Consider the following 23,064-nt stretch of genomic DNA (forward strand, 5'->3'; position numbering starts at 1 on the left):
AGAACGTAGCGGCTGACATATCCGAATTAGGACGCACATTTAAAATATAATCCCAATCGGCTGTGTTATTCTTACCTTGAAATTTCACTTCCAGTGTTGACATCGTTCTTGCTACAAAATCAAGAACAGTATTTTTCGCCATAGTTTTTAAATAAGATCGTTGCGCTAAGTTTTCTACAAACTCATAATCTAGCATCCAATCGATCTCATTATTCTTTTTAAAAATATCTAAGATTCCCAAATATTTTCACCACCTTTCTAAAAATCAATTTCATCTAACATATCGAAGGCATCATCGTAGTCGTAGTCAATGATTTCATCAGCACGCCATAAGCAGTATTCAAAAGCCTTGAATCCGTCTGTTTTACGCCGAACCTCTTCTTTCTTCTTGTATGATTTGTTGCCGTCGCCATTGGTTTTCACGAGTACATTGTTCGTATACCAGCGCATCAATGGATTATCACCAAAGATAATGTGATTATTTGCAAATGCATCTTCAATCCTTGGCGCTAGTAAATTATCAGCAGCTGTTGGATTTCTGATCACTTCGATTTCAAATCCTTCCTCCAAAAACAATGGTCTCAGTAAATCCATCCGGAAATTATCGGCTACTATTTTCGTTATGCCGTATTTTTCACGTTGCTCAACAAACCAGCCGACAACTGTTTTAGGATCGATTGTGGGTCCATCTACGACCGTCAACAATCCTTTTTCTTCCCATTCCCTTATCGGTGCGAATTTTTCTTTTGTAGTTTCAGAAGCCTTTCGTGAATACCCGTAATAAATGTCCACAAATTGCTTTCTAACAAACGAATGGGTCTTGAATACATAATCATCCCCATCTCGAAATAAAAGCCCACAGGCGGCGAAATCACGCAGACTGGCATAGTCTAAACCGCCAATGGCTTGTTTGCCGATTAGGTTTGTTGGGAATGGTCTGTTGGTTGCCAGAATCTCTTCACGACTAGCCACCGATCGTTCTAAGTCTGTGACAGGTAAATTCATACGTTTAGTCATGAACTCTTCTCGGTTGCTTGGATCGTCTTCCAAATCCTCGTATTCTTCCATAACAGTTTCGTAAAGATTGTCCGCATACTCAGATAGCGGATGATGAAACATAGGATTTGCCAACTCCCAATTGTCAGGATCATTGACCTGGTCTTCTGAATCAAGTTTGCAAATGAAAGGAAAAAGAGCATTGAAACGGACTGAACCGCTCAACACTCTTTTCGCTTTTTCTTTCATGTTGTCCAAAAATCCCTCACGAACATAACCGTCAGTACCCACATAAAACTCCCTTGGGTTCGGTCGTTTACCAAGTCCACTAATATGGACTTTTACATCTTTGTTCGATTCGTATCGATGGATTTCATCAAAAGCTACTGCTCCATCACGCAATCCATCTTTTGTATCGCCATTACTAGTACGGAATTTTATTTTACTTCCAGTCTTTTTGCTGGTGATCACTGACTTCCCATATTCGAAAGCTTTTTGTAACGTCTTATTCCGCTTGATTGTATTGTATATCTCTTCGAATGATGTTTTCGCTTGATCCTCACTATTGGCAACGATCGAAACGTTGTAGTCCATGATGCCGTGCATTTCAGTCTGAAGGAAATTCAGCACAACTGATAACAATCCGTTTTTACCTCCACCACGACCAAACATCCAAAGGAACTTACGGTAAACATTCCGATCATTCTTTTTGAAATAAAAAAAGATAAATGCGATTAAAAACTTCTGGAATGGCTGCATTGGGAAATACCATTTCTCACCATAAGCAATGCACTTATCAATCATCGCATCATCGAAGTAAACATCATCCCGACTAAGAACATCACGTTCTAAATACTCAATTAAATCTGCTCGCTCTTTGTTAAACTTTATTTTCCCCGATTTGAATTGTTCGATATAGTAATCAACGTGTTTTTGATGAATCATGTTAGATCACTCTCATCGTAATCATCTCGATTATCAGTGACTACTTTACCGTTCGAATCATCAAGGTTAAGGTCTTTACCAAGAGCAATAATTGCACGAGAAATCGTAACTTTTTGAGCGATTGCTGGGTTAGTTTTAAGATACGTTTGAGTGCCGTTAAAGCCTTCGACAATTGGTCCGTATTGCTTAACAGCTTTATCCATTTTTCGATAAAGCCTAACTAAATCAAGGTATCTCTCAACTTTTTCAAGTTCCATCTGATCGTTTACGTCAATCTGTCTCAGCAACTGTTTCTTTAAATCTGACATCTTCAAAGGCTCTCACCCCCCTAGCAAAAAAATTTTAGTCATAAATTTGGACAGTTGACCCCATCCACCGGTTCCCTAGATTGGGATTTGACTCCGAAATAATTCGACCGGGGGTATGTTTGTCCCCACTTTTATTTGTTATTTGGTCTGATTTTGGGATTTGATTTCCACGTAATCGATCGACAGCGAGATGTAATCATACGTTGCTTGTTCCCTGTCTGGTGCTGGATGAGATACATAGTAGTCTCCATCCTTGATGATTACCTGATCCTCATCGACTCGCTGCTTAAATGATATCAACTTGTCAATTGTATCTTGAATCCAAGCGCTGGATTTGTGTCTTGATTCATTTAACATTCCAACCGGTTGTTGTTTAGACTTGCCATTAATCAGTGCATCATCCATTGCATGACAGAATTGTTTTTGAAGTTCTTCAGTTGCTTTCCCAATTTGATTAAACGCCTGCTCCCATTCCTCACATCCCTTTAAAGAAAAGTTAACAGTCACATTACTTTCTGGTTCACTTACAATTCGTTCCGTAATCTCAAACCCTAATTCATCGATAACCGCTTTATTTTCCCCTAACATGATAGCTTTGTTGATTTCTCTTTCTAATCGTTTATATGATAAATAATTAATCAATGATTTAATTTTCTTTACCACCACTCATCATCCCACTTTCTTTTCTTTGGTTGCCCACGATAGTTCATTCGATCATGTCGCTTGTTGTGACAGTCTTTGCATAACGTCCTTAGATTGTCTGGATCAAACGCAAGCTCTGGATTTGTTTCCAATTCTTTGATGTGATCAACCTCCAGTATCGAATCATACTGTGTAGTCAGTCTGCCTTCTGCTTTACACCATAGGCATTCATAGTGATCTCTCTCAAGTATTTGCTGCCTTAGATTGCGCCACTTGGTCGATCCATAAAACCTTGCCCGATCCGCTTTTGTTTTGACAATCGGAATCATTTCTTTAGTTTACCAACGTAGATATTTACTAATGCTCGTTGTATTTGTAAGATTCCATCGATACCTAAATCATTGATATCAATACCCATTCGCTCTCTTAAGAACTGATCATTGTGTTTAGCTTTCAATGTTCGTTCAATAATGTAATAATTAAGGGCAGAAACTTCATCCATTTTCAATCCACAGATTCCAATGATTGTCATAAACAATTCAGCAATCTCCCCCAAATCTTTTGACTCACGAATATCTCTTAAAATTCCAAAATAGTCTGATTCTGATTTCTTTGCATGACTACTCTTCTTGTTCATTCACTAAGCTCCTTTACAACAAAAAAACACCGCCGAAGCGATCTTGATTGATTTTCTATTTTCACATGATATAATAGACATAGAAAAAGGACGTGCTGCAAACACGCCCTAAGTAGAACCGTTAAAAAGACGGTAGCTTAGTAAATAGTTTTGATAACCATCTACGCCTGCTAAAGTGTTAGATGGTTATTTTTTGTTCTTATGATCTGTAATCAGCAACACTAACGTCGCAAAAGCAATCATCAGCGTTAATGCTTCAAATACAGACATGCCTACTCCCTTCTAGGGATAAAGCTATGAACCATAGGCATCACCCCTTTGTTAAGAGATTAGCCACCATCTTTTCACTTTTCTACAAAATGTATTATATCGAAATTTTCTTTCTCAGACTAGATTAAATTGTGCCAAATCGCCTAGCCAATCTGACACGTATTTAACAATACTAGGTTGCTCGCCACTTACTGTTTCCGCAGTGTGGCTTATGTAACAAGTTTTCGCTGACAGGCAGTCGGGATAACTATAAACCCTATGTCACTGGAGTGGCACTGCCCCCCTCAGTAATACGGACTGGGACCTCTCTGCTCCGTTGATTACACTCTATATCTCGTGAATTCTCACGCCCAGATTGTGCGGATCTTCCGCCACAGTGACAAATTTAAAAACTCAAAACTTAACAGATTGTGGGCTTTTCTTCCTGCTTCATACACACTCACTGCATTCAGTCACATACTCAAAGAGGCTGAACTATCGGGAGCTACCCAATAGCTTCTCTTTGCTTTTCATGTATAGTCTAGCACGGTGGCTAACAACGTTCACCTAAACATTCAGCTTTTAAAGTATTTATTACATAAACCCATCTGTTTTTATAATAATATCCCTGAAACTGACTTAGGCTACTTGTACCAAGTTCTCTTGTTAAACCTGCATTTCTGCAGTTCTCGTCAAAGGGAGTCTTTTGAGTTTTCTAAGGTCTGCCAAGCTTCTCACACTTCACCTAACTTAGATTCTTCTCCACAGGAGCGTCTATTGTATCCCCCAAGAGTCTTGTACCTTACAATCCATGTGCACTCCACATAGCACTTAACTGATATTAGCTTTTACTAATAGTTCCTCACATGTCACCATGCAACATACCTACAATCAAAGACACTATCGCACCTTTAATCATATTCAGATTTATGCCATGCTATCCTAGCACGCTGTTCAAACGTTCTACACTAGGTTCACAATCTATTAAGTTTTCAATCTTTAAATAATGTAAAGACGCCAAGAATGAAGATAAGGAGTGAACTCAACTCCATTCTTGTTTAATTTGCTGTTTTCTGCCAAAGAAGGATTAGCGATAAGGAGCTTTCCCCCTTTCGGTTTTTGAATTATTGTGAGTAGTCCAATCACCGACCACCTACTCTTTCGACCCTATCATAATAACACGCGAAATCGCATAAAAACCCTACAATTTCCCTACAAAAACCCTACAAAATCAGCGATACTGAATAAGACTTCCTTTTTTATATGCTTCCGCAAATTCAATCAATGCGATAGATTTTAATTTCTCCACATTTTTTTCGCCATAACCACTAATTAATTGACCTATCTCGTAATTAGAGTGTTTCTCCACGTCGCAGAAACTGTAATACAAAATTTGACGGCTAATAAGACTAAGAGCCTTTAAAGCAGCTTCAATTGCGTCTCTTTCTACCTCAGCATCAACTTTTTGTATTGTTGCATTCTCTGTTTTATTACCATTAGTGGGAGTTCTAGGCATGTCAGAAATAATTGGAGATTTAAGGTTTATTGCCGAACGACCTGCAATCCGTTCTAAACGGCGGAAATTTTTGAGCACATTTCTTGCATTTGCTCTAGTCTGTTTAAAATCTACTTCTTTAATTACATCTTTCAAACCAATCCGCTCCTTTTTATGCTATAATGTCTTTATCAACCACATTTCACACAGTCGGAGCTATCCGGCTTTTTTTTATGCTGTTTCCCACAAATCAGAAACACCGTTTGCTTGATTAATTCTTGCTTGTAACTCTAATGTTGGTTGCCACCGAGGAATAAGGTCCATCGCCTCAGTAAATCTTGCTTTTGGGATATCCAAATAAGAAGCTACATCAAACACTGCTTTCAGCTGATTGTAACAACTGCTGAAGGCAGCTTTATTTATGCTTTGATTTTTATAAGCATTGCTGTTCTTGCCTCCTAATACTTTTATAACAACAGATCGAACGCTACCTTGAATCTTCCTGCGTTGACTTGAGCTAATTGTGGTTTCCGTCTCAAGCTTATCCAATCGCTCGTTAACTACTTTCAAATTACGCTCATGTTTTAGTGCAGTTTCTAAAAGCAATTCAGTATTGTTCGTTGGCAATGGAACTTCTTTCAGTTGATTTTCCATTTGATTAAATCGTTCAATATAAGCTAAGGCAAACTGAGTTCCTTTTGCTCCCGTCATTCTAGTTGCATAGAGTTCACAGCCTTTTTTCGTTAATAAGTAGTTTGGTAAGCTTCGTCCTGTTGAATCTTGATAAGCTGATTCAATAAATAAATCACTCACCACACTTTTGTGTTCAGTAAGATGTTCGATAATTTTGGCAATATCTCTCAACACTTGGTCATGTCTCCGGTCTACCATTTCTGCTACTTCATTACTCGTAATCGTTCTTTCAATTGCTTTCATCTGTTTTCTTCTCCTTCTTTAGATATTTGTTACTTATTGTTCCATTTGCCTGTGCTTTCTCCAACAGTTTACGCTTTTTCTTCTTGATTTTTGATTTCGTCTTTCCCAATAAAATCATGCTCCTTTTCATCAACAGACTTACCGATTATAATGCTTACAAAAATAATCCCAACAACTGCTACGAAGCCTAACACTATAAAAGTCATTAGTTACCCTCCTGCTTCAAACGCATCCTTAGCCAACGGATCGTTTTTGATAATTTCGTACTTCCTTTGCACTTCCTGTAACTGCTGTTCTAACTGATCAATTTGCTGTTGCTGGTCCACAATTGTATAGGATAGCCAACTCAAGCCTGCGATCGTTAGCAGTATTATTAGGATTGAGTGGCTAGTTTTCATTGACTTCCTCCTGTTCATTAAATGTTTCAGTAACAAATTCATCAAATTCTTTTAGATGCATAACTTTTTTGAAACAATTTTTGTTATCGCACTGTTCCAGCCCTTGACTTTCAAGACTTTTCCGCCAAAAATTAGCGGTGGCCTCATGGGAAGTATTGATTAGTACAAAAATGGAGATTTCTATACCTGAATACTCGTATAAACGGCAATATCCCAAAGTTATGCGTAAGTTTCCTCCTAATATGGCCTTGTTATATGCATCAAAATTATTTCTTTTGACTTCAACGTACTCAATTTTTTTCTTGAATAATCCGAACATCTTATTCCTCCATTCATTTATCGCTGACGATTGCGGAATTACTGCACACTTTTTACTAAAGACTTAAACTGATATACACTTTTGTTTGTTTGACGATAGATCAACATTATTCGGTCATTGTTAATAGCCACTAAATCTAAATATTCAAAAACGTCATCTGGATTTTTTTCTGCCTGATCTTTAAAAAAATCAGTTATCTGAGCATCAATAGATGGTGCTAAAAATTCCTTGAATTTTGTCATCACTCTTCCTCCTGTTCCAAAGCCCATTTAGCAAACACTTCTAGAACTTGGTTTTCCTCTCCAATGCTTAATTCCTGTAACGCTTCGATATGTTCCGGAATTTCCTCGCTGTACTCTTGCCAGTTATCGTTGATATTGTCGTCAACAAGACAATATGCAGTCACCATTGCTGATACGCCTAATTTCGGTGGGCACATTTCTTTTAAATACTCCAACACAATTCGCTGATTATCGTTGAGTTGCGGTTGGTCTGATTCTTCTATTTCTCGCAAATCCTTAATAGCATCGACATAGCCAACTTTTAAAGGCATTGGATATCCCCTCTTTTCATTCAATTTTTTTGTCAGTTGTAATCCGTATTCTTCACTCACATTTATTCCTCACTTTCTGCTATTTCGTTAGATAGTGGACTGATTGCTATTAAATACTCTTTAGTTTTTCGTATACTGAAATCTCCCAATCAGCTAATAATTTGACCGCTCCTAAATATAGAGGTTGGTCATTGCTGTACCAAATACCATACTCACCATCTAAATCTTTAAAAACCTTTGCGACCAATTTTCCGTCAAAATATAATTTGTTTTCAATTTCATCAAAATGAAATTTATCTTGCAATTCATTCATTATAAATTCCTCCTTTTCCTTTATCGCTGACGATTGCGGAATTACTTCTTCCGTTTTTTCGGTTTAGTTCGTTTGCTTTTTCTGATGAAAGTTGGATCTGGATTTCCACCTCTATATAGATTTATTTGTGCCATCTCCGAGTCCCAGTAGTGAAAAGTGTTTCTTCCCAGACTTGTAGCTGAAGCAATCTTTTTAGCCATCACTCTTCCTCCTGTTCCAAAGCCCATTGAGAATATTCTCGAAGGATTTCAATTTGTTCATCATTAGTTAAATTTTCGATTGCTTGGGACAATCTATCCGTAAAACTATCTCGTGTATGGTAGTAATACATCATGAAAATATTCCACATTGCTTCGTGATCGCCATTGCAATCATAATTTAGTTTCAACCACTCCAACACAATCTGTTGATTCTCGTTGAGTTGCGGTTGATCTACCATTCGCACAGTGTGTGTGCCTCCATATGACCTGTATCCACTGATTTCGATATTTCCTTTTGATCGCTTAGCATTTTCGAATTCTCCCCAAGCTTTACCTTGGATGATTAATTTCCCACCCACATTCATTCCTCGCTTTCTATTACTTCTTCCGTTTTTTCGGTTTAGTTCGTTTGCTTTTTCTGATGAAAGTTGGATCTGGATTTCCACCTCTATATAGATTTATTTGTGCCATCTCCGAGTCCCAGTAGTGAAAAGTGTTTCTTCCCAGACTTGTAGCTGAAGCAATCTTTTTAGCCATCACTCTTCCTCCTGTTCCAAAGCCCATTGAACGAATGCTTGTAGAACTTCTGTTTGGTCTTTTTTAGTCAACGCCATATACGATAAAAGTACAGAATCAATAGCTTCTCCAAGTCTTAAAAGATATATTGCATCCATTGAACTATTACCTTGATCTTCAAACGACCATTTAAGCCAATCCAGCACTTGTTGCTGATCCTCGTCGAGTTGCGGTTGGTCAAAGATTACAGACTTTGCCTTTTCATAGCCTGATTGGCTCAGGATAGAAGCGGTCATTCCGCCTTTAGTCATTGATCCAAATTTCAAACTTAGATATGCTTCCAGCTCATCTTTTGTGTATTCGTTAAACTCCATTAAGACTGCTAATTTATCACTCACATTCATGCCTCGCTTTCAATTCTTCCAAATCCTTCTCAGCATACTTTCTATTCCCATGCCATTTCGTGATAAATTCGTGGTCATTTGTTTCTAACGCTTTTTCAATCGCAGCGATTTTATTTTTTAGAATCTTTTTGGTAGTTTCGCTCATCAAACCTGCCCTCCTGTTGACATTTTTTTCGAAAAAAGGCAAAGTGTTAACATTGCACGTGGTGTTAGAGTATTTTTTTGCTTTCAGTTGCAAAACTCATCTGATTTTTGTAATTTGGTTGCAACGACACTTTCTGCTGTTTGTCGCATAGCTGACTCAATCATCATTCATATTTGCAAGTACGCTCCCCAATATATACTCGACATTTTCTGCATCTAGCTCTTCTGGAATCTTAAAACCCACTTCTTCTACACAATATTCCCCAATCTCAACATCAATTACTATTTGCTTTATCTTTTTATCAGTCATTGTTAAACCGCCTTTATTATTTGTATATTTCTTCCACTGATGAAAACCTATCTAAACCTATCCATACTGACTTCTAAAGCATCAGCGATTTTTTTAATCAGTTCAAAACTAGGTTTCTTTATTCTTCCTTTTTTCAACTCAGTGATAGTACCAGTTGAAACGCCCATTCTCTTTGCTAGTTCATATTGTGATATATCCTTTTCAATTAATATTTGTTCAATTTTATGCCACATCTTAATTAACAACTTTCTTCTAGATCACTGGATTTTACGAAAACACCATTGACCATCTGTCCAGTGCGCCCTTTGATTTCGTCATAGGCTGTTTGCAAACACTCGTATAGATCCATGTCATTTTGCAAAGCTAAAATAATCAATGTCACCGTCACATCACCGATGCCGTCACGTAGTGCATCTTGGTCATTTCTAGCTAACGCTGCCGCGACTTTACCAGTTTCTTCTACAACTTTCAGCATTTGTTTACTAGGCTCGGCTTTATCCAACCCTTTATTCCTAGACCATTGCTCAACTAATTGAATTAATTCATCCATGTTTCTTCCTCCACTTGCTCAAATAAACTGGCGTAATCATCAATACCTAAAATTTCTGCAATCTCTTGTACTTTCTTCAGTGTGATATTTGCTGTTTTGTTCTTTGCACCCGTCGTATTCCCACCCATTAACGCTGTGAATGTGACCCCTTTTTCTTCTGCTTGGTAATGAACATTGGTCCAAAATACTTCGAGAATATTCATGTTCCCGCTCCTTGTTTCGAATGCTCACCTATTGAACTTCTATGATCTTCATGATCTTGAACACACCTTGCGCTACCATCGCTTGTTTTTCGACTTCTGATCTACTGTAGCCGTGCAGATACATCACCGCATGGCGACCTTTCCAATCCACATAATCGACTCTGTATTGTCTCAGACCCATCTACATCACCTCTAACAAATCACGAACGACGCCTTTCGTTAATCCAAGTGATTTCTTCCATCGAGCTAAAGCATATGCGGTGATGTTGAAAATATACTTAATCTCACGGTCCAGATAGCCCTGTTTTTTTAGCTGTATATAACTATTTACACTCAGTTCCTCCATCGTGCAGATTGGTCGATCACTAGACAACTGTTTTTCTTGCGATCCCACTCGTTCTAGTGCTTTGCTCAGCCGTTGGACTTTCTCCACAATCTCTGGATCATTGTCCCAACCTTCTAAGTAGGTCAATTCACTGATTTTTTGACGTAAAAACCGTTTTTGATAGGTGGATCGAGACGATTGAGTTTTCTTTGCTTGCTTCATCCGGTCTTCTCCTTTACAGTTTTTGTGCCTCCTCCCTTGGTTGGTCTGTTGTTTCAAGCGCTAACTCCCTGAACTCGTTTATCAGCAGTACGATTCATCTTGATGCTAAAACCATCAGAATGGCTATATAGACGTGAAACAATTCTTGAACCGTATGATTCGCTCAGCTCTTTACTTGATAGATTCGTCGTGACTACTGTTGCACGGTCTTGACGGGCCTCAAGAAATGAATTTAACGTACTAGCTCCAAATTCGCGGCTTGTTCCAGCAGATTTTCCAAGCTCTGCGCCGATATCATCAATCACAACTAGATGAGCAGTCTTAATATCTGCAACCAAAGAGCCCTCGATCATACGCCGTAGCTCTTGATTGTTGTATGAAAATCGAATCTGTTCAAGCATCTCTTGATAGCTGATAAACAAGATTTTCTTCGCATAATTTGACCGTTTTAAAACTTCCCATGCGATCGACATCGCTAAATGGCTCTTGCCAACACCCGCTTTTCCACTTAAGACTAGATGTACAGGCTTTCCTAACAGGACAGCCGTGATATAACGTTTTGCTGTCTCTAGTGCGATTTTCGTCTCCTGATCAACAACCTTAAAATTTCTTAAACTACAATCAAAGAGCGACTTGTTACCAACGACCGATCCGTTCTTGAAAAAGCTGATTGCTCGTGCTTTCAAGCTCTCGTTATAGATACGGGCTGTTTGCTGATCTTCCTTGAGTTTGAGATCGGAATATCCGCATTGCATGCATGTTGGCGCACAGCGAGCTGATCCGTCTGGATTCTTCGTACGCCAACTATAAAGCGGCTCATTGCACTCTGGACAGACTCCTCGTTTAATTAACACTTTATCGATCAATTGACTAATCCCCAAAGCCACCGACTGCATACTCTGACACCTCCTTCGATCATAGGTCTTCGTACTCATCAAGATTCTCGTATTCTAGACCTTGATGCTTGTTTTTAGGCTTTTTGGAGTAATTCCCCTGCAAGTAATTCGTAACTTTTTCGGGCGTATCAAGCCCTTGGCTTTCCCAAGTTTTTAGGATTTTGTCGAGGTATTTGTAACTTTTCGCATTATTCCTCAGCATTTCCTTAATCGCCTCAATCACAATCAAGTCTTGTCCGTTAAAGTCACTGACCCAGTAATCGATTGATTCTAGGATCATCGGCGCTTCGACAGGGTTTACCTGATTCAACCAAAATACGCGCGCACTATCTGGATTAAGATCTAGACTAGGGATAGATGATGCTTTACTTTTATTTACTTTCCTTTTATTTACTTTCCTTTGTGGATTATTGTTGACATTAACTGCGCTTGTTTGTTGATTATTGTCTACATTAATAATGTATTTCGTCGGTTTTGGTAATTTCCGCCTTTTTGTCGCTTCAAGATAAGTGGCTTGGATATTTTCGCTAGTTAGTACCCTAACCGAGTTAAACAGTTCTTCGTTAAAGAATCCCCATGAAACCAAGCGGTTTACTATCTGGTTAATCATTTCCTTACTTGACCCGGGCAGGCGTTTCAAAAGGGTTGCTTGCGTGAGATCATCCCACAGAATGAAATATCCTCTCTTGTATATCGCACAAAGCAGTTTGATAACCGCAAGTTCTCCTTTTGTGCCAAACTCCCCGGCAATAGCCTCTATTTTCTCATCCTCGAAGATATCAACATCGAGGGGGAAATAATCAAGACCGTTCTTTTTCGGTCTTGCCATGTGTAGCCTCCTAATCTAATAAGGGGAATCATCCCCTCAATATTATTTTTCTAATGGTGGATTCATATCATCGAATAATGAATCTTGTTGTTCATTTGTGACAAATGTTTCTTTAAATTCATCAAATGCTGATGAATCATCTTCAACTTTTTCTGCTTCTTTAAGATCCTGGGGCAGTGGCTCCATGTCTGATAAATTAGTTTCTTCAATCAAATCGTTGTTTTCGTCTACTCGAAAAACTTTCTCATCCGATGTGATTGCTGATTGCATTTCAACAGATAAAATTCCCCATTTGGAAAGCATGTTGCGAAGCACTGTTTTAATCGCCATTGCGTCGTAGTTATCCGCCCAAGCACCCGTTAGACTTTGCTTGTCCTTAGACTTCGAGTGCTTAATACGATGGCTTTCGATTTCTTGCTTTGTCCAGTAAACAGTCTTTTTAAACCCATTAAGTAGTTCAAAGAATCCTACGTAACCGATTACTTCATCAGATACCTTAGCTTTGTAATCAAATGTAAATTCCTCAGTAAGAGGATTCCAATCAACCAATTGCCCTTCGTATACAGCTAGAGCATTAAACGCCTTATATTGACCGCTGCGCTGTGCTAGTTGAATGTAACCCTTGTAACCTAGAATGAATTGTGCTTCATTATGAGTAATCCAAACTTTTCCAATCTTTTCTTTTCGATTAAATGGAACAATATAGGCATATCCTAAATTTTTGTCTATCGGTAAATCCATCGTTGCTGCTTTTAAAGCTGATGCAATGATCGTCATTGGCTCGGCTTGTGATAGGTAATTATCTCCACCCACTAGGGTCATAAGCGATCCCATGAACGAATCTGATTTTTCGTGCAAGATATCATAAAACTTCTTTTTCATCGATGGTGTGTTCATCAAAGCTTTAAAGCCTAATTTCGTTGGATCAACGATCTGTGTTTCTTTTGCTGCTAATTGATTTTTTAGTTCTTCGTTTGTTGCCATATCATTTAATCTCCTTTTCCGTCAGACGTCTTGATTCGATAACGGTGTATATTTCATCATCTTTTACTACTTCAGGATATTTTTCAGCAAGTTTCTTGCTGTTCATTCTTCTAGTGGATACTAACTTCCAAGATACAATGTTCTTTGGAGCGATACCGATACTCGCATTTCTTTTACCTAGTGCGCTGATGATTTCGTTATCCACTTGGCGAATGGCTGTTTCAATCTCCTTTTTTGCTTTCTTAAGTTCTCTTTTTTGATCAACCAAATCATCAAATGAAGATGGTAATGTGATTTCTTTTTCATCAAGATTCAAATAACGATCTTTTAAAAATTCCGATGTAACTTCACTACCATCTATTGTTGGTTCTTTTCCAGCTAAAACATTTTCCTCCCAAAAACAAACTAAGCGTTCAGTAATCATATCAATTAGTTCTTGGTCACGATCAACTCGTTTCCAAATGAACTTTTGTCCACCAACCAAAACGGCAATGTAACAATATTTTTTATTTAAAACGTTCATGTAATGCTGAACCTGACACAAATAACTAAGAGGAACTTCTTCGCCTTCCCACTCTTTACCAAGGAAAGCATTGGCTGTTTTACATTCCAAAATAGCATTTTCCCCAACAACATCCCGATCGATGTTCGCTCGCAGGAACGGATGTAACGGATGCTCGAATACCTGATTTCTTCGGCGAACTTTTTTACCTGTTCTTTCTTGAAATTCTTTAGCGACAACTTCCTCTAAAACCTTCCCCCAGTACGCTGGTTCGCTCTCAGTGTGTTCTAAATCGATTTGACCAGTCTTTTCTAGCCATAATTGATATGGCGACTTCCATTTGTTTAACCCAAGGATTGTAGCAACATCTGAGCCACCTATACCCTTTCGACGATCCAATAACCATTCGTCATGAGTCATTTCAAGAGTTGATTTACTCATCATTTTCTGACTCCTCTCCCTCAGTCGGCTGTCCCCAACCAGGTGTAGTCAAATACTGATCTAAAGCACTCTCAAATGAATCCATCATTTAAATTCACCTCGCAAAGCACGTGAAATAATATCAAGCACATCGTTTGGGTTGTCTGTCACGAATGTATGCGTTTGTTTCGTTGATTCTTCTGTTTCAATGCCAAATATTCTTTTTAAGGCTCTATGCCTATGACAATTACAATCCGTTTCTAGCAACTCTCGTTTTTCTTGATCGTATTGTTCAAGAACAGCTAATGCAATAAGCGTTTTATTTCCCACTTGTGCTAATGCCATTTCGCCAGTAACATCTAATGTTGCTAAAGACAACGCAACATTTTCCTTCTTGCATTCTTCTGCTAGTTCCTCAATTAATCTTTGAATTCTTTCGTTCATTTTGTTATACTCTCCTTGAATGAATTTAATGATTTGCTGCTTAGCTCACACTAGCGGAAACTAGCGTGAGCGCTTTTTTGTTTTCCTTAGTCGTTTTTACGCAATAATGGTTACTACTTCTTTTTTAAGCAATTCATCTAATTCACTATTCAAAAACTCGTGAATATTCTCCATTGCTGATACCACTCAAAGGAACATTAATATTTTTTGACATTTTGATTTTTTCCTCCTGTCTGTGTTATACTTTTTTCGACATTTTCATTTTTTTCAGAGCTTACACTGGCGGAAAACGGTGTAAGCTCTTTTGGTTCTCCAGTTCAAATAACGCCTCATCGTAGATCATTAGCAACCACATGACGGCTGTTGGATAGCCGATTCTAACCCACATCGGTACTTGTCCTGTGATTAGTGCGCCTAATGCGAAAATCGTAAGGATGAATGCGATCCGCCGGACCCAGTAGATTTTTTTCATAGTTACACCTCCATCGATTTATCTCTATCTAATTGCATCAATCTCTCATCATACTTTTGTAAGAATAAATCTTTCAGCGCTTGATAAGTTTCTCTAACAAGCCTGTACTCTGTTACATCTAAATCTGTATTTTTTGTCGCTCCTGTAACTCCTAAAGCGAGTTTTCGTAATGCATCATGTAAATTAGTCGTTGAAACGTTATAATGTGGAGATTCATTTTTCACTAATCCATGTGCTCTTGGATGAAGCGTATAGATTCTTGAAAAAGGTAATCCTTCCCATGATTCGAGTTTCTTTGTTGTGTCGTGGTTTTGATTAATACGTAAAATATCAGCATCATCAAAAGCAATGTCTTTAAACAGCGTATTCTGAGTTACCTTTTCCATCGGACGTTTCAACAATTGGATTTCAAGTCTTAATCGTTCATTTTCTTGTTTGTATTCTTCTAAGGTTTTCGTTTCCATCTCTATTCCTCCGTGGTATACTATTTACAAATAGTTTTTCATGTAGTTCGGAACTTCCTCAGCGTTCTTCGCCAAAAGTACACGCTGAGGTTTCTCGAACAAGTCTTCTAGTGCGTTTAGCACTTTTTGAGTGGCGAATGATTCGCCTGCTTCAATTCTTTGGTATTGACGCTCGTTAATACCAATCTTCTGTGCTACCTCTTTTTGAGTTAGCTTTTTTTGTTTACGATAATTCTTTAATAACACATCAGCCCCTACTTTCTAGATTAACACGCAATTTCATGTCGTGCTTATTTACAATATACACGCTATGATATGTCGTGTCAATATATTTTTTTGGAGGAATATAATGACTAAAAGACTTTCAGAAAACCTTGCTAAACTAAGGAAAGAACAAGGTTTAAAACAAACCGATATGGCATTGTTTTTAAAAATTAATAATAGGCAATATCAACGTTATGAATCTGGGGACAGTGAACCAAAGCTTGTTACCCTCATCGCCCTAGCCGACTACTTCGGGGTCAGCTTAGATTATTTGGTCGGTAGAACCGATAAGAAATGATCGCTCAGGCGGTCTTTTTTCATTCAAACTGCGCCTCCGTCAACTCGTAGTCTACTTTTTGTTGCGCTTGTTCAAACAACTTTGCTAGATTATCCTCTGTCGCAAAAGGGATTATCTTTTCAACATTCGGAAATACCGTTTTGATAAAATCTATTTTTTCTTTTGACATTTTTATCCATTCCTTTCCGTTGTATAATTTCCTTATCAGGGTGACAGGCTGAAATATTGATAAGGAGGTGAATAATATTGGTTGCAGTTTTTATCGTTTTATATCTTTTATTTTATGGTTATCAAATACTGAATTATTTTTTGACTAAATCAAAATTTATAAGTACCATCTCCAAGTTTCAAGAAACGGATAATGAACTTAAAGAGCGTCGAAATGCTGTAGATATAAGGTATAACGGCGAATTCGAAGAAGATGCCCGTAGAATAATTTTGAAAAATCTTATGAGTGAGATGCCAAGGTTAAGAGAATTACTACCTAGTTCATATTCTTCCGGATTCAGCACTAAATATGATGCTCGCCGAATTATTACAAATTACAGTGAATTGTCTAGCGATCTAATTACCGCATATAACGAACATATCTATCGAATGAAATCTTGTTTTAATCCAATTAATCCTCTAAAAGAAATTTTTCTTATACCTAGTAAAATTTTGGCTTGGTTTGGTCTATCTTTAGATACGATTGCATCCAGAGTATTTTCGTTAATTACAATAATCTTAGGATTCATAATTAAATACTTTGGAGAAGACATTTTTAATTGGCTGAAAAATTTACTCTGACAAATGTAGATTTGCCACCAAATAAACAAGTAAATAAATTATCAAAAAATCTATATCGCCGAAGGTAAGAAAACTATCTAGAAAAAAAGTTATGATTAGCGTTAATACCGATGTTAATGCTAATCTTTTTTTACCTTTTTTAACCCCCACCTTCTCACCTCACTTCTATTTGACGATTAAGCCTGTTTTGATAAAGCAACTCTTGATACTCTCTGCATTCACGAATCAGCGCTTCTCGCTGTCTGTCGCTTATTACACTGCCTTTGCCGTAAAGCTCCTGTTGCAGGTCGCGAACTTTTTCTTTTGCTAGAGTGTTGATTAATAGTTCATGGGAATAGGTATATGTCATGCTGTGACACCCCTAAATCTTCATATTGTTTATGTGCGCTCTAATATCATCACGATCAAATCGATCTTCTTTTTTACTCCAAGGAATAACCGGAAGTCCATCTGCAATCCAATCTTTTAGCATGTCGTCCCCCATACCTAAAATAGTTTTGACTTCAGTCTTATTCGGGTATGGTGGTAGTTCCTTGGTCTTTGTCAGCATCGTCATCCTCTTTTCAAATTCAGAGACTGCTATTTGAACAAACTGAGGAATAATCTGATCTGCAACGACATCATCAGGAATACGTATCTTCATCAATCTTCCCCCTCTTTCAATGCACTTAGTGCCTCTTCAATCGGCTTAACTTGTTTATCCGGTTTTCTTTTGCCATTCATGATATCGGACATGTACGCTCGGGAAATCCCGATAGTATCCGCTAACCAATTCTGCGTCTTGTTATACTTAGCTAATTGGATTCTGACCTTTAAAATAAAATCTTGTGACATATTATTAAATCTCCTTTCTCATATAATTTGTAAGCTAATTAAATTCGCTAATTATCGTTGACATTTATTAAAACTAGTTTTAATATAGAAGCATAGCTAAATAAGCACAGAATCCCCCCGATTAAATCAACATTCTTGGCTTGGCGACGTCGAATTGTTTAATTTAAAATGGACATGTTTCTTATTGCTTGTTGGCTTATTAAATTAGCTTACGAACACAGTATATTAAATCTGGTTTTAATTGTCAATAGATTTTTCGTTTGTTTTTACATCTAGTTTTAACTGTGTTTGAAGCGATACTGGAGGATCTTTAATATGACGGCGTTTGACAGGTTAAAATTACTTTGTGAGAAACAAGGGATGTCTGTAAATGATTTAGAGGAAAAGATCGGAATTGGTAAAAACTCGTTGTATTCTTGGAAAAAGAATATCCCCAAAGGCACAAATTTATTGAAAGTAGCTGACTATTTCCAAGTATCCACCGATTATTTGCTAGGAAGAACCGATAACCCCACAGCAGGTCTATCTAAGAAACCTCAGTTCACTGTTGAAGAAGCTCTTGAATCAGTCATGAGTTGCGATGGTAAGCCTTTAACTGAGCATGACCGTAAAGTTTTGACTGGTATTATTGAAGCATATCTTGAGAATAATTCTGATACTAAATAGGTGATTTGTTTGGATTTAAATAATGAAGTAAATGAGATTATAGACGAGCTTGGCGTCACTATTATAGAAACGCCAAGGCTCGATTCTGATGCTAGGTATATAGCTATGATAAATACGATTGTGTTAGATGCTCGTCTATCTGATCATGTCAAAACGCTGAGACTACTTCATGAATTAGGCCATGCAGCTAAACATAAAAATAATTATGTACTTTACCAAAAAACTTTTGCACTTCATTCAAAAATGGAAAACGAAGCAGAAGAATTTATGATTGAGAAGATGCTTGAAGTAACAGTAAACAATCCGGACTTTGATCCTAGTTCATTTAATTATGTGAATTTTTTAGAGAGCTACGAAATCGAATTAAGATACGAACGATTTGTTAAACAATTCATGGCAAAGTATCTCGTTGGAGCCAATTCCGACAATATATTTTTTTAGCAAAAATAGAACATACATTCGAGAAAGGAAAGATTTACATGCTTTATCCAGAATTCAAAAAATACTTAGAAGAAAACGCTGACGGATATAAAATGTTTATTGAGAAAGCTTTAGAGAATGAAAAAGCTAAAAATAAAAAAAGACAACCAGCTAAACGTTGGAATGATGCAAAACTAGAAAAAAGTGTTAATGACTCATGGAAACAAGTATCGCTTAATGCATACAATCAAATTCGACCTCATGTCGGAGTACCTAAATACAATGGTAAAGAAAAGTGGATAGATTTTATGGACGAAAACAATTTTATTGAAATGTTCAATGACGGAATTGCTGAAATGGAATTTGATCAGGAGTGATAGAAATATGGCAATGATAAAACAATACAAGAAGAAAAATGGAGAAAAAGCATGGTATTTTAAAACTTATCTCGGGATCGATCCTATCACACGAAAAAAGAAATACACGACTAAGAGAGGATTCAAGACTCAAAAGGAAGCAAAAATAGCCTTATCAAGACTGGAATTAGAAATTGAAAAAAACGGGTTTTCTGTTGAGAAAAAAGAAATTCCTACTTTCAAAGAAATTTATGGTCTCTGGTACGAACAATACAAAAATACCGTCAAAGAAAGCACATTGTTTGTACAAAGAAATGCGATTGAAAAACATATTTTGCCAAAATTTGGATCGCTCCCATTAGACAAAATAACCGTTACTTACTGTCAGTCTCAGGTAAATGATTGGTTCTCTTACTATAAAAAATATTCGAATCTCATCGGGTTAACAACGAGAATAATTGATTATGGTATCAAAATAGGCCTTCTCTCAACTAACCCCATGAACCATGTCATACGCCCAAGAAAATCTGAAAGAATTGATCAAGAAAAATATGTTTCTCCTTTTTATAATAAAGAGCAATTGAAGCATTTTCTAGATATCATTAAACAGCACGAAGATGCCCAACTATTTACTATGTTCAGACTATTATCATTCACAGGTTTAAGAAAAGGAGAATTACAAGCCTTGCGATGGAAAGATTGCGATTTATCAAAAGGTACTATATCAGTCAATCAGACATTAGCCAAAAGTGAATACGGTAAAGAAATATTCCAGACCCCAAAAACGAAACATAGTCGACGAACTATTTCGGTTGACGAGGCAACACTTAAGTACCTTTTATCTTGGAAAAAAGAGCAACGAAGAAGATACCTCAAATTAGGAATTAATACTCTCAAACCTGAACAACTACTATTTACCGACATTGATAATAATCATCTTTATCTCGATTATCTGAATAATTTTATGAAATCTTTTTTGAAAGAACACAACTTAGAAAAGATTACTATTCACGGATTTAGACATACTCACTGCAGCTTATTATTTGAAGCTGGCATCAGCATCAAAGAAGTACAGGAACGAATGGGTCACACCGATATAAAAACCACGATGGATATCTATACTCACGTAACCGAAAAAGCCAAAGAACAGACCGCTGAAAAATATGCCGCGTATATGAATTTTTGAAAGTATGGTCAAAAGTATGGTCAAAACAAAAAAAGAGGCGTCTCTCGAATTGAGAAACACCTCGGAAAGCTTGATATAACAATAATTAACGTTTTGAAAACTGTGAAGCTTTACGAGCTTTCTTAAGACCTGGTTTCTTACGTTCGACCATACGTGCGTCCCGAGTAAGTAAACCAGCGCGTTTAAGAGCTAGACGGAAATCAGGATCTACTTGTAGCAATGCACGTGCGATACCGTGACGGATTGCACCTGATTGTCCAGCATATCCACCACCATTTACGTTTACAAAAACATCATATGATCCTTTAGTTTCTGTAACGCCGAATGGTTGGTTGATTACTTCACGCAGGTCAGCGTGTGGAATGTATTCTTCAACATCTTTTTTGTTAACAGTAATTTTACCAGTACCTGGTACTAAACGTACGCGAGCTACTGCATTTTTACGACGGCCTGTGCCGATATATTGAGCTTGTGCCAATGAAATTCCCTCCTATTAGATTAAGTTTGTGATGTCCAATACTTCTGGTTGTTGTGCAGCATGTGGGTGTTCAGCGCCAGCATAAACATGAAGTTTCATTCCTTGTTTACGTCCTAAAGTGTTTTTAGGAAGCATGCCTTTAACAGAAGTTTCGATCAAACGACGAGAATTTTTAGCACGTAGTTCTCCCGCAGAGACTGATTTCAATCCGCCTGGGAAGTTTGAGTGACGGTAATAAATTTTATCGCTTGCTTTGTTACCTGTTAATTTGATTTTTTCTGCATTAATGACGATTACGAAATCACCTGTATCCACATGAGGTGTGAATGTTGGTTTATTTTTACCACGTAAGATAGATGCCACAACTGCTGAAAGACGTCCCATAGGAACATCCGTTGCATCTACTACGTACCATTTACGTTCTACTTCGCCTGGTTTGGCCATATATGTTGTACGCACGATTTTTTTCCTCCAATTCAATTTCACGAATGTTTGACATACACTTGAGTTTCCGGGGCTCTCGTGGGGCAAACAATACCATATAACATAATACCGTCTTAAGCGCCACATGTCAACGTGTTTCGCAGTTTTTTTGAAATTTCCCTTCAATTCTTTTCCGAAAACTTTCAGTTGTTATTCTGACCAAACAGCCTGCACTTTTATACACATTTTGCGCATAATTTGTATACTTCCTGCAATAAGTATCTCTGGTTTTTATTATTATATCAATCTGTATCTATATCCTTGCTAAACACAAGAAGAATTCATTGTATAAATATTTACTTTTTCTCTTGATTTCTTATTTTTATTCTGTTACGATAGCTTCATCTTACTTGAACTTAAGGATGGGAGTTAATCATTATGAAAGAAAAAGTAATTTTAGCGTATTCTGGTGGACTTGATACGTCTGTTTCCATTAAATGGCTGACAGATCAAGGATATGATGTGGTGGCGTGCTGTCTGGATATTGGCGAAGGCCGTGATACACAATCAATCAAAGACAAAGCACTCGATGTGGGTGCCATCGAATCCTATGCGATTGATGCCCGAGAAGAGTTTGCCCAAGACTTTGCATTGATTGCCTTACAAGGGAATACCTTCTATGAGAACTCCTATCCGCTGGTCTCTGCCCTTTCTCGTCCATTGATTGCTAAGAAGTTGGTGGAATTAGCTATCGCTACAGGAGCGACTACCGTTGCTCACGGCTGTACCGGTAAAGGAAATGACCAAGTCCGGTTCGAGGTCGCGATTGCCGCATTAGCCCCTCACTTGAAAGTCATTGCTCCGGTTCGGGAATGGAAATGGTCCCGGGAAGAAGAGATTGCCTATGCCGCTGAAAAAGGGGTGCCGATTCCTGCCGATTTGGATAACCCTTATTCGATCGATCAAAATCTTTGGGGCCGGGCTTGCGAATGCGGGGTCTTAGAAGATCCATGGGCGACTCCCCCTAGAGGCGCTTATGCCATTACGCAAGAATTGGAAGATACTCCTGATGTACCGACGATCGTTGAGATTACTTTTGATCAAGGGATTCCTACCGCATTGGATGGCGAAACACTGAATCTGGCCGAATTGATTATGAAAATGAATCGTCTAGCCGGCGAACATGGTATTGGTCGGATCGACCACATCGAAAACCGTTTAGTGGGAATCAAATCTCGTGAAGTCTACGAATGTCCGGGAGCGATGGCTCTAATGACAGCTCATAAAGAATTAGAGGATTTGGTTTTTGTTCGCGAGTTGGCCCATTTCAAACCAATCATCGAGCAGCAACTGGCCCAAGTAATTTATGATGGCCTCTGGTTCAATCCCTTAACCGATGCCTTGATCGCTTTTCTAAAAAACACACAAGTCTATGTCAATGGGATCGTACGTTTGAAATTGTTCAAAGGCAATGTCATCTGTGAAGGACGTAAGTCAGAGAACAGTCTTTACGATGAAAACTTGGCGACTTATACGTCTGCCGATACCTTCGATCAACACGCGGCGATCGGATTCATCAAATTATGGGGACTGCCTAGCAAGGTCCACGCAGAGATTCAGGCACAACAGCAATTAACAGAAACACTGATTTAGTCAATAAGGTGACTTTTTCCT

Annotated in this window: 46 protein-coding genes and 1 pseudogene; 7 read left to right on the plus strand and 40 right to left on the minus strand. The window is 37.9% G+C overall.

Features of this window, described 5'->3' with window-relative positions; all coding sequences use genetic code 11:
- The 34 genes and pseudogenes from ACTFWY_RS12960 to ACTFWY_RS13125 all read right to left on the minus strand — a co-directional run.
- Positions 1–241, minus strand: a pseudogene (locus tag ACTFWY_RS12960) (phage portal protein); the annotation flags it as partial.
- Between the two features lie 17 nt (positions 242–258).
- Complete coding sequence (locus ACTFWY_RS12965; protein ID WP_252651056.1) at positions 259–1,941, minus strand: terminase TerL endonuclease subunit; 1,683 nt, start codon at positions 1,939–1,941, stop codon at positions 259–261.
- A complete protein-coding gene (locus ACTFWY_RS12970) occupies positions 1,938–2,249 on the minus strand; it encodes a P27 family phage terminase small subunit (RefSeq protein ID WP_252651066.1) in 312 nt (103 codons plus the stop codon). The genes ACTFWY_RS12965 and ACTFWY_RS12970 overlap by 4 nt, the downstream gene beginning before the upstream one ends.
- A gap of 138 nt (positions 2,250–2,387) precedes the next feature.
- Positions 2,388–2,912, minus strand: coding sequence for a hypothetical protein (locus ACTFWY_RS12975; protein ID WP_311809952.1), 525 nt, complete (start codon positions 2,910–2,912; stop codon positions 2,388–2,390).
- Entirely contained in the window at positions 2,906–3,220 is a 315-nt protein-coding gene (locus ACTFWY_RS12980; RefSeq protein WP_311809951.1) for an HNH endonuclease, read from the minus strand. The genes ACTFWY_RS12975 and ACTFWY_RS12980 overlap by 7 nt, the downstream gene beginning before the upstream one ends.
- The gene (locus ACTFWY_RS12985) at positions 3,217–3,528 is read right to left on the minus strand and encodes a hypothetical protein (RefSeq protein WP_311809950.1); all 312 of its coding nucleotides are present in this window, start codon (positions 3,526–3,528) and stop codon (positions 3,217–3,219) included. Before ACTFWY_RS12985 ends, ACTFWY_RS12980 begins: the two co-directional genes overlap by 4 nt.
- Positions 3,529–3,714: 186 nt before the next feature.
- On the minus strand, positions 3,715–3,798 hold the full coding sequence (locus ACTFWY_RS12990) for a putative holin-like toxin (protein ID WP_277814692.1): 84 nt from the start codon (positions 3,796–3,798) through the stop codon (positions 3,715–3,717).
- Between the two features lie 1,210 nt (positions 3,799–5,008).
- Complete coding sequence (locus ACTFWY_RS12995) at positions 5,009–5,428, minus strand: ArpU family phage packaging/lysis transcriptional regulator (protein WP_129194888.1); 420 nt, start codon at positions 5,426–5,428, stop codon at positions 5,009–5,011.
- Positions 5,429–5,503: 75 nt separating this feature from the next.
- Complete coding sequence (locus ACTFWY_RS13000) at positions 5,504–6,208, minus strand: ORF6C domain-containing protein (RefSeq protein WP_129194887.1); 705 nt, start codon at positions 6,206–6,208, stop codon at positions 5,504–5,506.
- 68 nt (positions 6,209–6,276) lie between these two features.
- Complete coding sequence (locus ACTFWY_RS13005) at positions 6,277–6,414, minus strand: hypothetical protein (protein WP_154731721.1); 138 nt, start codon at positions 6,412–6,414, stop codon at positions 6,277–6,279.
- Positions 6,415–6,417: 3 nt separating this feature from the next.
- Positions 6,418–6,606, minus strand: coding sequence for a hypothetical protein (locus tag ACTFWY_RS13010; RefSeq protein ID WP_439927347.1), 189 nt, complete (start codon positions 6,604–6,606; stop codon positions 6,418–6,420).
- A complete protein-coding gene (locus ACTFWY_RS13015; protein WP_439927348.1) occupies positions 6,596–6,925 on the minus strand; it encodes a hypothetical protein in 330 nt (109 codons plus the stop codon). The genes ACTFWY_RS13010 and ACTFWY_RS13015 overlap by 11 nt, the downstream gene beginning before the upstream one ends.
- A gap of 38 nt (positions 6,926–6,963) precedes the next feature.
- The gene (locus ACTFWY_RS13020; RefSeq protein ID WP_192189550.1) at positions 6,964–7,167 is read right to left on the minus strand and encodes a hypothetical protein; all 204 of its coding nucleotides are present in this window, start codon (positions 7,165–7,167) and stop codon (positions 6,964–6,966) included.
- Positions 7,167–7,478 carry a hypothetical protein gene (locus ACTFWY_RS13025; protein WP_439927349.1) on the minus strand — a complete coding sequence of 104 codons (312 nt, stop codon included), beginning with the start codon at positions 7,476–7,478 and terminating at the stop codon, positions 7,167–7,169. Before ACTFWY_RS13025 ends, ACTFWY_RS13020 begins: the two co-directional genes overlap by 1 nt.
- Before the next feature lie 109 nt (positions 7,479–7,587).
- The gene (locus ACTFWY_RS13030; protein WP_439927350.1) at positions 7,588–7,791 is read right to left on the minus strand and encodes a hypothetical protein; all 204 of its coding nucleotides are present in this window, start codon (positions 7,789–7,791) and stop codon (positions 7,588–7,590) included.
- Between the two features lie 41 nt (positions 7,792–7,832).
- A complete protein-coding gene (locus ACTFWY_RS13035) occupies positions 7,833–7,991 on the minus strand; it encodes a hypothetical protein (protein WP_439945135.1) in 159 nt (52 codons plus the stop codon).
- Positions 7,991–8,350 carry a hypothetical protein gene (locus tag ACTFWY_RS13040; RefSeq protein ID WP_439948499.1) on the minus strand — a complete coding sequence of 120 codons (360 nt, stop codon included), beginning with the start codon at positions 8,348–8,350 and terminating at the stop codon, positions 7,991–7,993. Before ACTFWY_RS13040 ends, ACTFWY_RS13035 begins: the two co-directional genes overlap by 1 nt.
- Before the next feature lie 19 nt (positions 8,351–8,369).
- Positions 8,370–8,528: a hypothetical protein gene (locus tag ACTFWY_RS13045; protein WP_439945135.1), complete on the minus strand. Its 159-nt coding sequence runs from the start codon at positions 8,526–8,528 to the stop codon at positions 8,370–8,372.
- Positions 8,528–8,905 (minus strand): hypothetical protein, encoded by a 378-nt coding sequence (locus ACTFWY_RS13050; protein ID WP_439927091.1) that lies wholly within the window; start codon positions 8,903–8,905, stop codon positions 8,528–8,530. Before ACTFWY_RS13050 ends, ACTFWY_RS13045 begins: the two co-directional genes overlap by 1 nt.
- Entirely contained in the window at positions 8,898–9,056 is a 159-nt protein-coding gene (locus tag ACTFWY_RS13055) for a hypothetical protein (protein WP_439927090.1), read from the minus strand. The genes ACTFWY_RS13050 and ACTFWY_RS13055 overlap by 8 nt, the downstream gene beginning before the upstream one ends.
- Before the next feature lie 156 nt (positions 9,057–9,212).
- Positions 9,213–9,365, minus strand: a complete 153-nt coding sequence (locus ACTFWY_RS13060) for a hypothetical protein (RefSeq protein ID WP_439927088.1) — start codon at positions 9,363–9,365, stop codon at positions 9,213–9,215.
- A gap of 47 nt (positions 9,366–9,412) precedes the next feature.
- On the minus strand, positions 9,413–9,598 hold the full coding sequence (locus tag ACTFWY_RS13065) for a helix-turn-helix domain-containing protein (RefSeq protein ID WP_060815534.1): 186 nt from the start codon (positions 9,596–9,598) through the stop codon (positions 9,413–9,415).
- Positions 9,599–9,603: 5 nt separating this feature from the next.
- Entirely contained in the window at positions 9,604–9,915 is a 312-nt protein-coding gene (locus tag ACTFWY_RS13070; RefSeq protein WP_439927086.1) for a MazG-like family protein, read from the minus strand.
- A complete protein-coding gene (locus tag ACTFWY_RS13075) occupies positions 9,903–10,118 on the minus strand; it encodes a hypothetical protein (protein WP_060815515.1) in 216 nt (71 codons plus the stop codon). Before ACTFWY_RS13075 ends, ACTFWY_RS13070 begins: the two co-directional genes overlap by 13 nt.
- Before the next feature lie 28 nt (positions 10,119–10,146).
- Positions 10,147–10,299, minus strand: coding sequence for a hypothetical protein (locus tag ACTFWY_RS13080; protein WP_156424255.1), 153 nt, complete (start codon positions 10,297–10,299; stop codon positions 10,147–10,149).
- Entirely contained in the window at positions 10,300–10,665 is a 366-nt protein-coding gene (locus ACTFWY_RS13085; RefSeq protein ID WP_060815516.1) for a hypothetical protein, read from the minus strand. It abuts the gene before it with no gap.
- Positions 10,666–10,718: 53 nt separating this feature from the next.
- Positions 10,719–11,561: an ATP-binding protein gene (locus ACTFWY_RS13090; protein ID WP_439927092.1), complete on the minus strand. Its 843-nt coding sequence runs from the start codon at positions 11,559–11,561 to the stop codon at positions 10,719–10,721.
- A 19-nt stretch (positions 11,562–11,580) separates the two neighbouring features.
- Complete coding sequence (locus tag ACTFWY_RS13095) at positions 11,581–12,390, minus strand: Lin1244/Lin1753 domain-containing protein (RefSeq protein ID WP_082709594.1); 810 nt, start codon at positions 12,388–12,390, stop codon at positions 11,581–11,583.
- A 42-nt stretch (positions 12,391–12,432) separates the two neighbouring features.
- Complete coding sequence (locus ACTFWY_RS13100; RefSeq protein WP_060815518.1) at positions 12,433–13,374, minus strand: recombinase RecT; 942 nt, start codon at positions 13,372–13,374, stop codon at positions 12,433–12,435.
- Between the two features lies 1 nt (position 13,375).
- Complete coding sequence (locus ACTFWY_RS13105; protein ID WP_060815536.1) at positions 13,376–14,317, minus strand: YqaJ viral recombinase family nuclease; 942 nt, start codon at positions 14,315–14,317, stop codon at positions 13,376–13,378.
- A gap of 84 nt (positions 14,318–14,401) precedes the next feature.
- A complete protein-coding gene (locus ACTFWY_RS13110; RefSeq protein WP_439927084.1) occupies positions 14,402–14,740 on the minus strand; it encodes a hypothetical protein in 339 nt (112 codons plus the stop codon).
- A 274-nt stretch (positions 14,741–15,014) separates the two neighbouring features.
- Positions 15,015–15,212: a hypothetical protein gene (locus tag ACTFWY_RS13115; RefSeq protein WP_409534348.1), complete on the minus strand. Its 198-nt coding sequence runs from the start codon at positions 15,210–15,212 to the stop codon at positions 15,015–15,017.
- A gap of 2 nt (positions 15,213–15,214) precedes the next feature.
- A complete protein-coding gene (locus ACTFWY_RS13120; RefSeq protein WP_409534349.1) occupies positions 15,215–15,676 on the minus strand; it encodes a hypothetical protein in 462 nt (153 codons plus the stop codon).
- Positions 15,677–15,700: 24 nt separating this feature from the next.
- A complete protein-coding gene (locus ACTFWY_RS13125) occupies positions 15,701–15,922 on the minus strand; it encodes a helix-turn-helix domain-containing protein (protein WP_409534350.1) in 222 nt (73 codons plus the stop codon).
- 103 nt (positions 15,923–16,025) lie between these two features.
- On the opposite strand from ACTFWY_RS13125, the gene ACTFWY_RS13130 reads away from it, so the two are divergent.
- Positions 16,026–16,238 carry a helix-turn-helix domain-containing protein gene (locus ACTFWY_RS13130; protein WP_409534351.1) on the plus strand — a complete coding sequence of 71 codons (213 nt, stop codon included), beginning with the start codon at positions 16,026–16,028 and terminating at the stop codon, positions 16,236–16,238.
- 19 nt (positions 16,239–16,257) lie between these two features.
- Here the strand turns inward: ACTFWY_RS13130 and ACTFWY_RS13135 are convergent, their stop codons facing one another.
- On the minus strand, positions 16,258–16,407 hold the full coding sequence (locus ACTFWY_RS13135) for a hypothetical protein (protein WP_409534352.1): 150 nt from the start codon (positions 16,405–16,407) through the stop codon (positions 16,258–16,260).
- 77 nt (positions 16,408–16,484) lie between these two features.
- Between ACTFWY_RS13135 and ACTFWY_RS13140 the strand changes: the two genes are divergently transcribed.
- The gene (locus ACTFWY_RS13140; protein WP_368264746.1) at positions 16,485–17,027 is read left to right on the plus strand and encodes a hypothetical protein; all 543 of its coding nucleotides are present in this window, start codon (positions 16,485–16,487) and stop codon (positions 17,025–17,027) included.
- 154 nt (positions 17,028–17,181) lie between these two features.
- Here the strand turns inward: ACTFWY_RS13140 and ACTFWY_RS13145 are convergent, their stop codons facing one another.
- The 3 genes from ACTFWY_RS13145 to ACTFWY_RS13155 are packed head-to-tail and all read right to left on the minus strand — an operon-like array spanning position 17,182 to position 17,861.
- The gene (locus tag ACTFWY_RS13145) at positions 17,182–17,376 is read right to left on the minus strand and encodes a hypothetical protein (protein WP_439927081.1); all 195 of its coding nucleotides are present in this window, start codon (positions 17,374–17,376) and stop codon (positions 17,182–17,184) included.
- A 12-nt stretch (positions 17,377–17,388) separates the two neighbouring features.
- Positions 17,389–17,670 (minus strand): hypothetical protein, encoded by a 282-nt coding sequence (locus ACTFWY_RS13150; RefSeq protein WP_439927079.1) that lies wholly within the window; start codon positions 17,668–17,670, stop codon positions 17,389–17,391.
- Positions 17,670–17,861, minus strand: coding sequence for a helix-turn-helix transcriptional regulator (locus tag ACTFWY_RS13155; protein WP_060815527.1), 192 nt, complete (start codon positions 17,859–17,861; stop codon positions 17,670–17,672). The genes ACTFWY_RS13150 and ACTFWY_RS13155 overlap by 1 nt, the downstream gene beginning before the upstream one ends.
- A gap of 315 nt (positions 17,862–18,176) precedes the next feature.
- Here ACTFWY_RS13155 and ACTFWY_RS13160 point away from each other — a divergent pair, with 315 nt between their 5' ends.
- Genes ACTFWY_RS13160 through ACTFWY_RS13175 form a run of 4 tightly spaced genes read left to right on the plus strand, consistent with a single transcriptional unit; the run spans position 18,177 to position 20,489 of the window.
- Entirely contained in the window at positions 18,177–18,527 is a 351-nt protein-coding gene (locus tag ACTFWY_RS13160) for a helix-turn-helix domain-containing protein (RefSeq protein WP_439927077.1), read from the plus strand.
- Positions 18,528–18,968 carry an ImmA/IrrE family metallo-endopeptidase gene (locus ACTFWY_RS13165; protein WP_249024295.1) on the plus strand — a complete coding sequence of 147 codons (441 nt, stop codon included), beginning with the start codon at positions 18,528–18,530 and terminating at the stop codon, positions 18,966–18,968.
- Between the two features lie 38 nt (positions 18,969–19,006).
- Positions 19,007–19,324, plus strand: a complete 318-nt coding sequence (locus ACTFWY_RS13170; protein ID WP_060815532.1) for a hypothetical protein — start codon at positions 19,007–19,009, stop codon at positions 19,322–19,324.
- 7 nt (positions 19,325–19,331) lie between these two features.
- The gene (locus ACTFWY_RS13175) at positions 19,332–20,489 is read left to right on the plus strand and encodes a tyrosine-type recombinase/integrase (RefSeq protein ID WP_439927076.1); all 1,158 of its coding nucleotides are present in this window, start codon (positions 19,332–19,334) and stop codon (positions 20,487–20,489) included.
- Between the two features lie 85 nt (positions 20,490–20,574).
- Here ACTFWY_RS13175 and rpsI read toward each other — a convergent pair whose 3' ends face one another.
- Both rpsI and rplM read right to left on the minus strand, forming a co-directional pair.
- A complete protein-coding gene (gene rpsI / locus ACTFWY_RS13180) occupies positions 20,575–20,967 on the minus strand; it encodes a 30S ribosomal protein S9 (protein ID WP_003128901.1) in 393 nt (130 codons plus the stop codon).
- Positions 20,968–20,982: 15 nt separating this feature from the next.
- The gene (gene rplM / locus ACTFWY_RS13185; RefSeq protein ID WP_301337271.1) at positions 20,983–21,429 is read right to left on the minus strand and encodes a 50S ribosomal protein L13; all 447 of its coding nucleotides are present in this window, start codon (positions 21,427–21,429) and stop codon (positions 20,983–20,985) included.
- A gap of 399 nt (positions 21,430–21,828) precedes the next feature.
- Between rplM and ACTFWY_RS13190 the strand changes: the two genes are divergently transcribed.
- On the plus strand, positions 21,829–23,043 hold the full coding sequence (locus tag ACTFWY_RS13190; protein ID WP_003128896.1) for an argininosuccinate synthase: 1,215 nt from the start codon (positions 21,829–21,831) through the stop codon (positions 23,041–23,043).
- The last annotated feature ends 21 nt before the right edge of the window (positions 23,044–23,064 follow it).

Origin of the sequence: Enterococcus sp. 125944 (genome assembly GCF_051909435.1) — a bacterium.
Classification (GTDB): Bacteria; Bacillota; Bacilli; order Lactobacillales; family Enterococcaceae; genus Enterococcus_D; species Enterococcus_D gallinarum.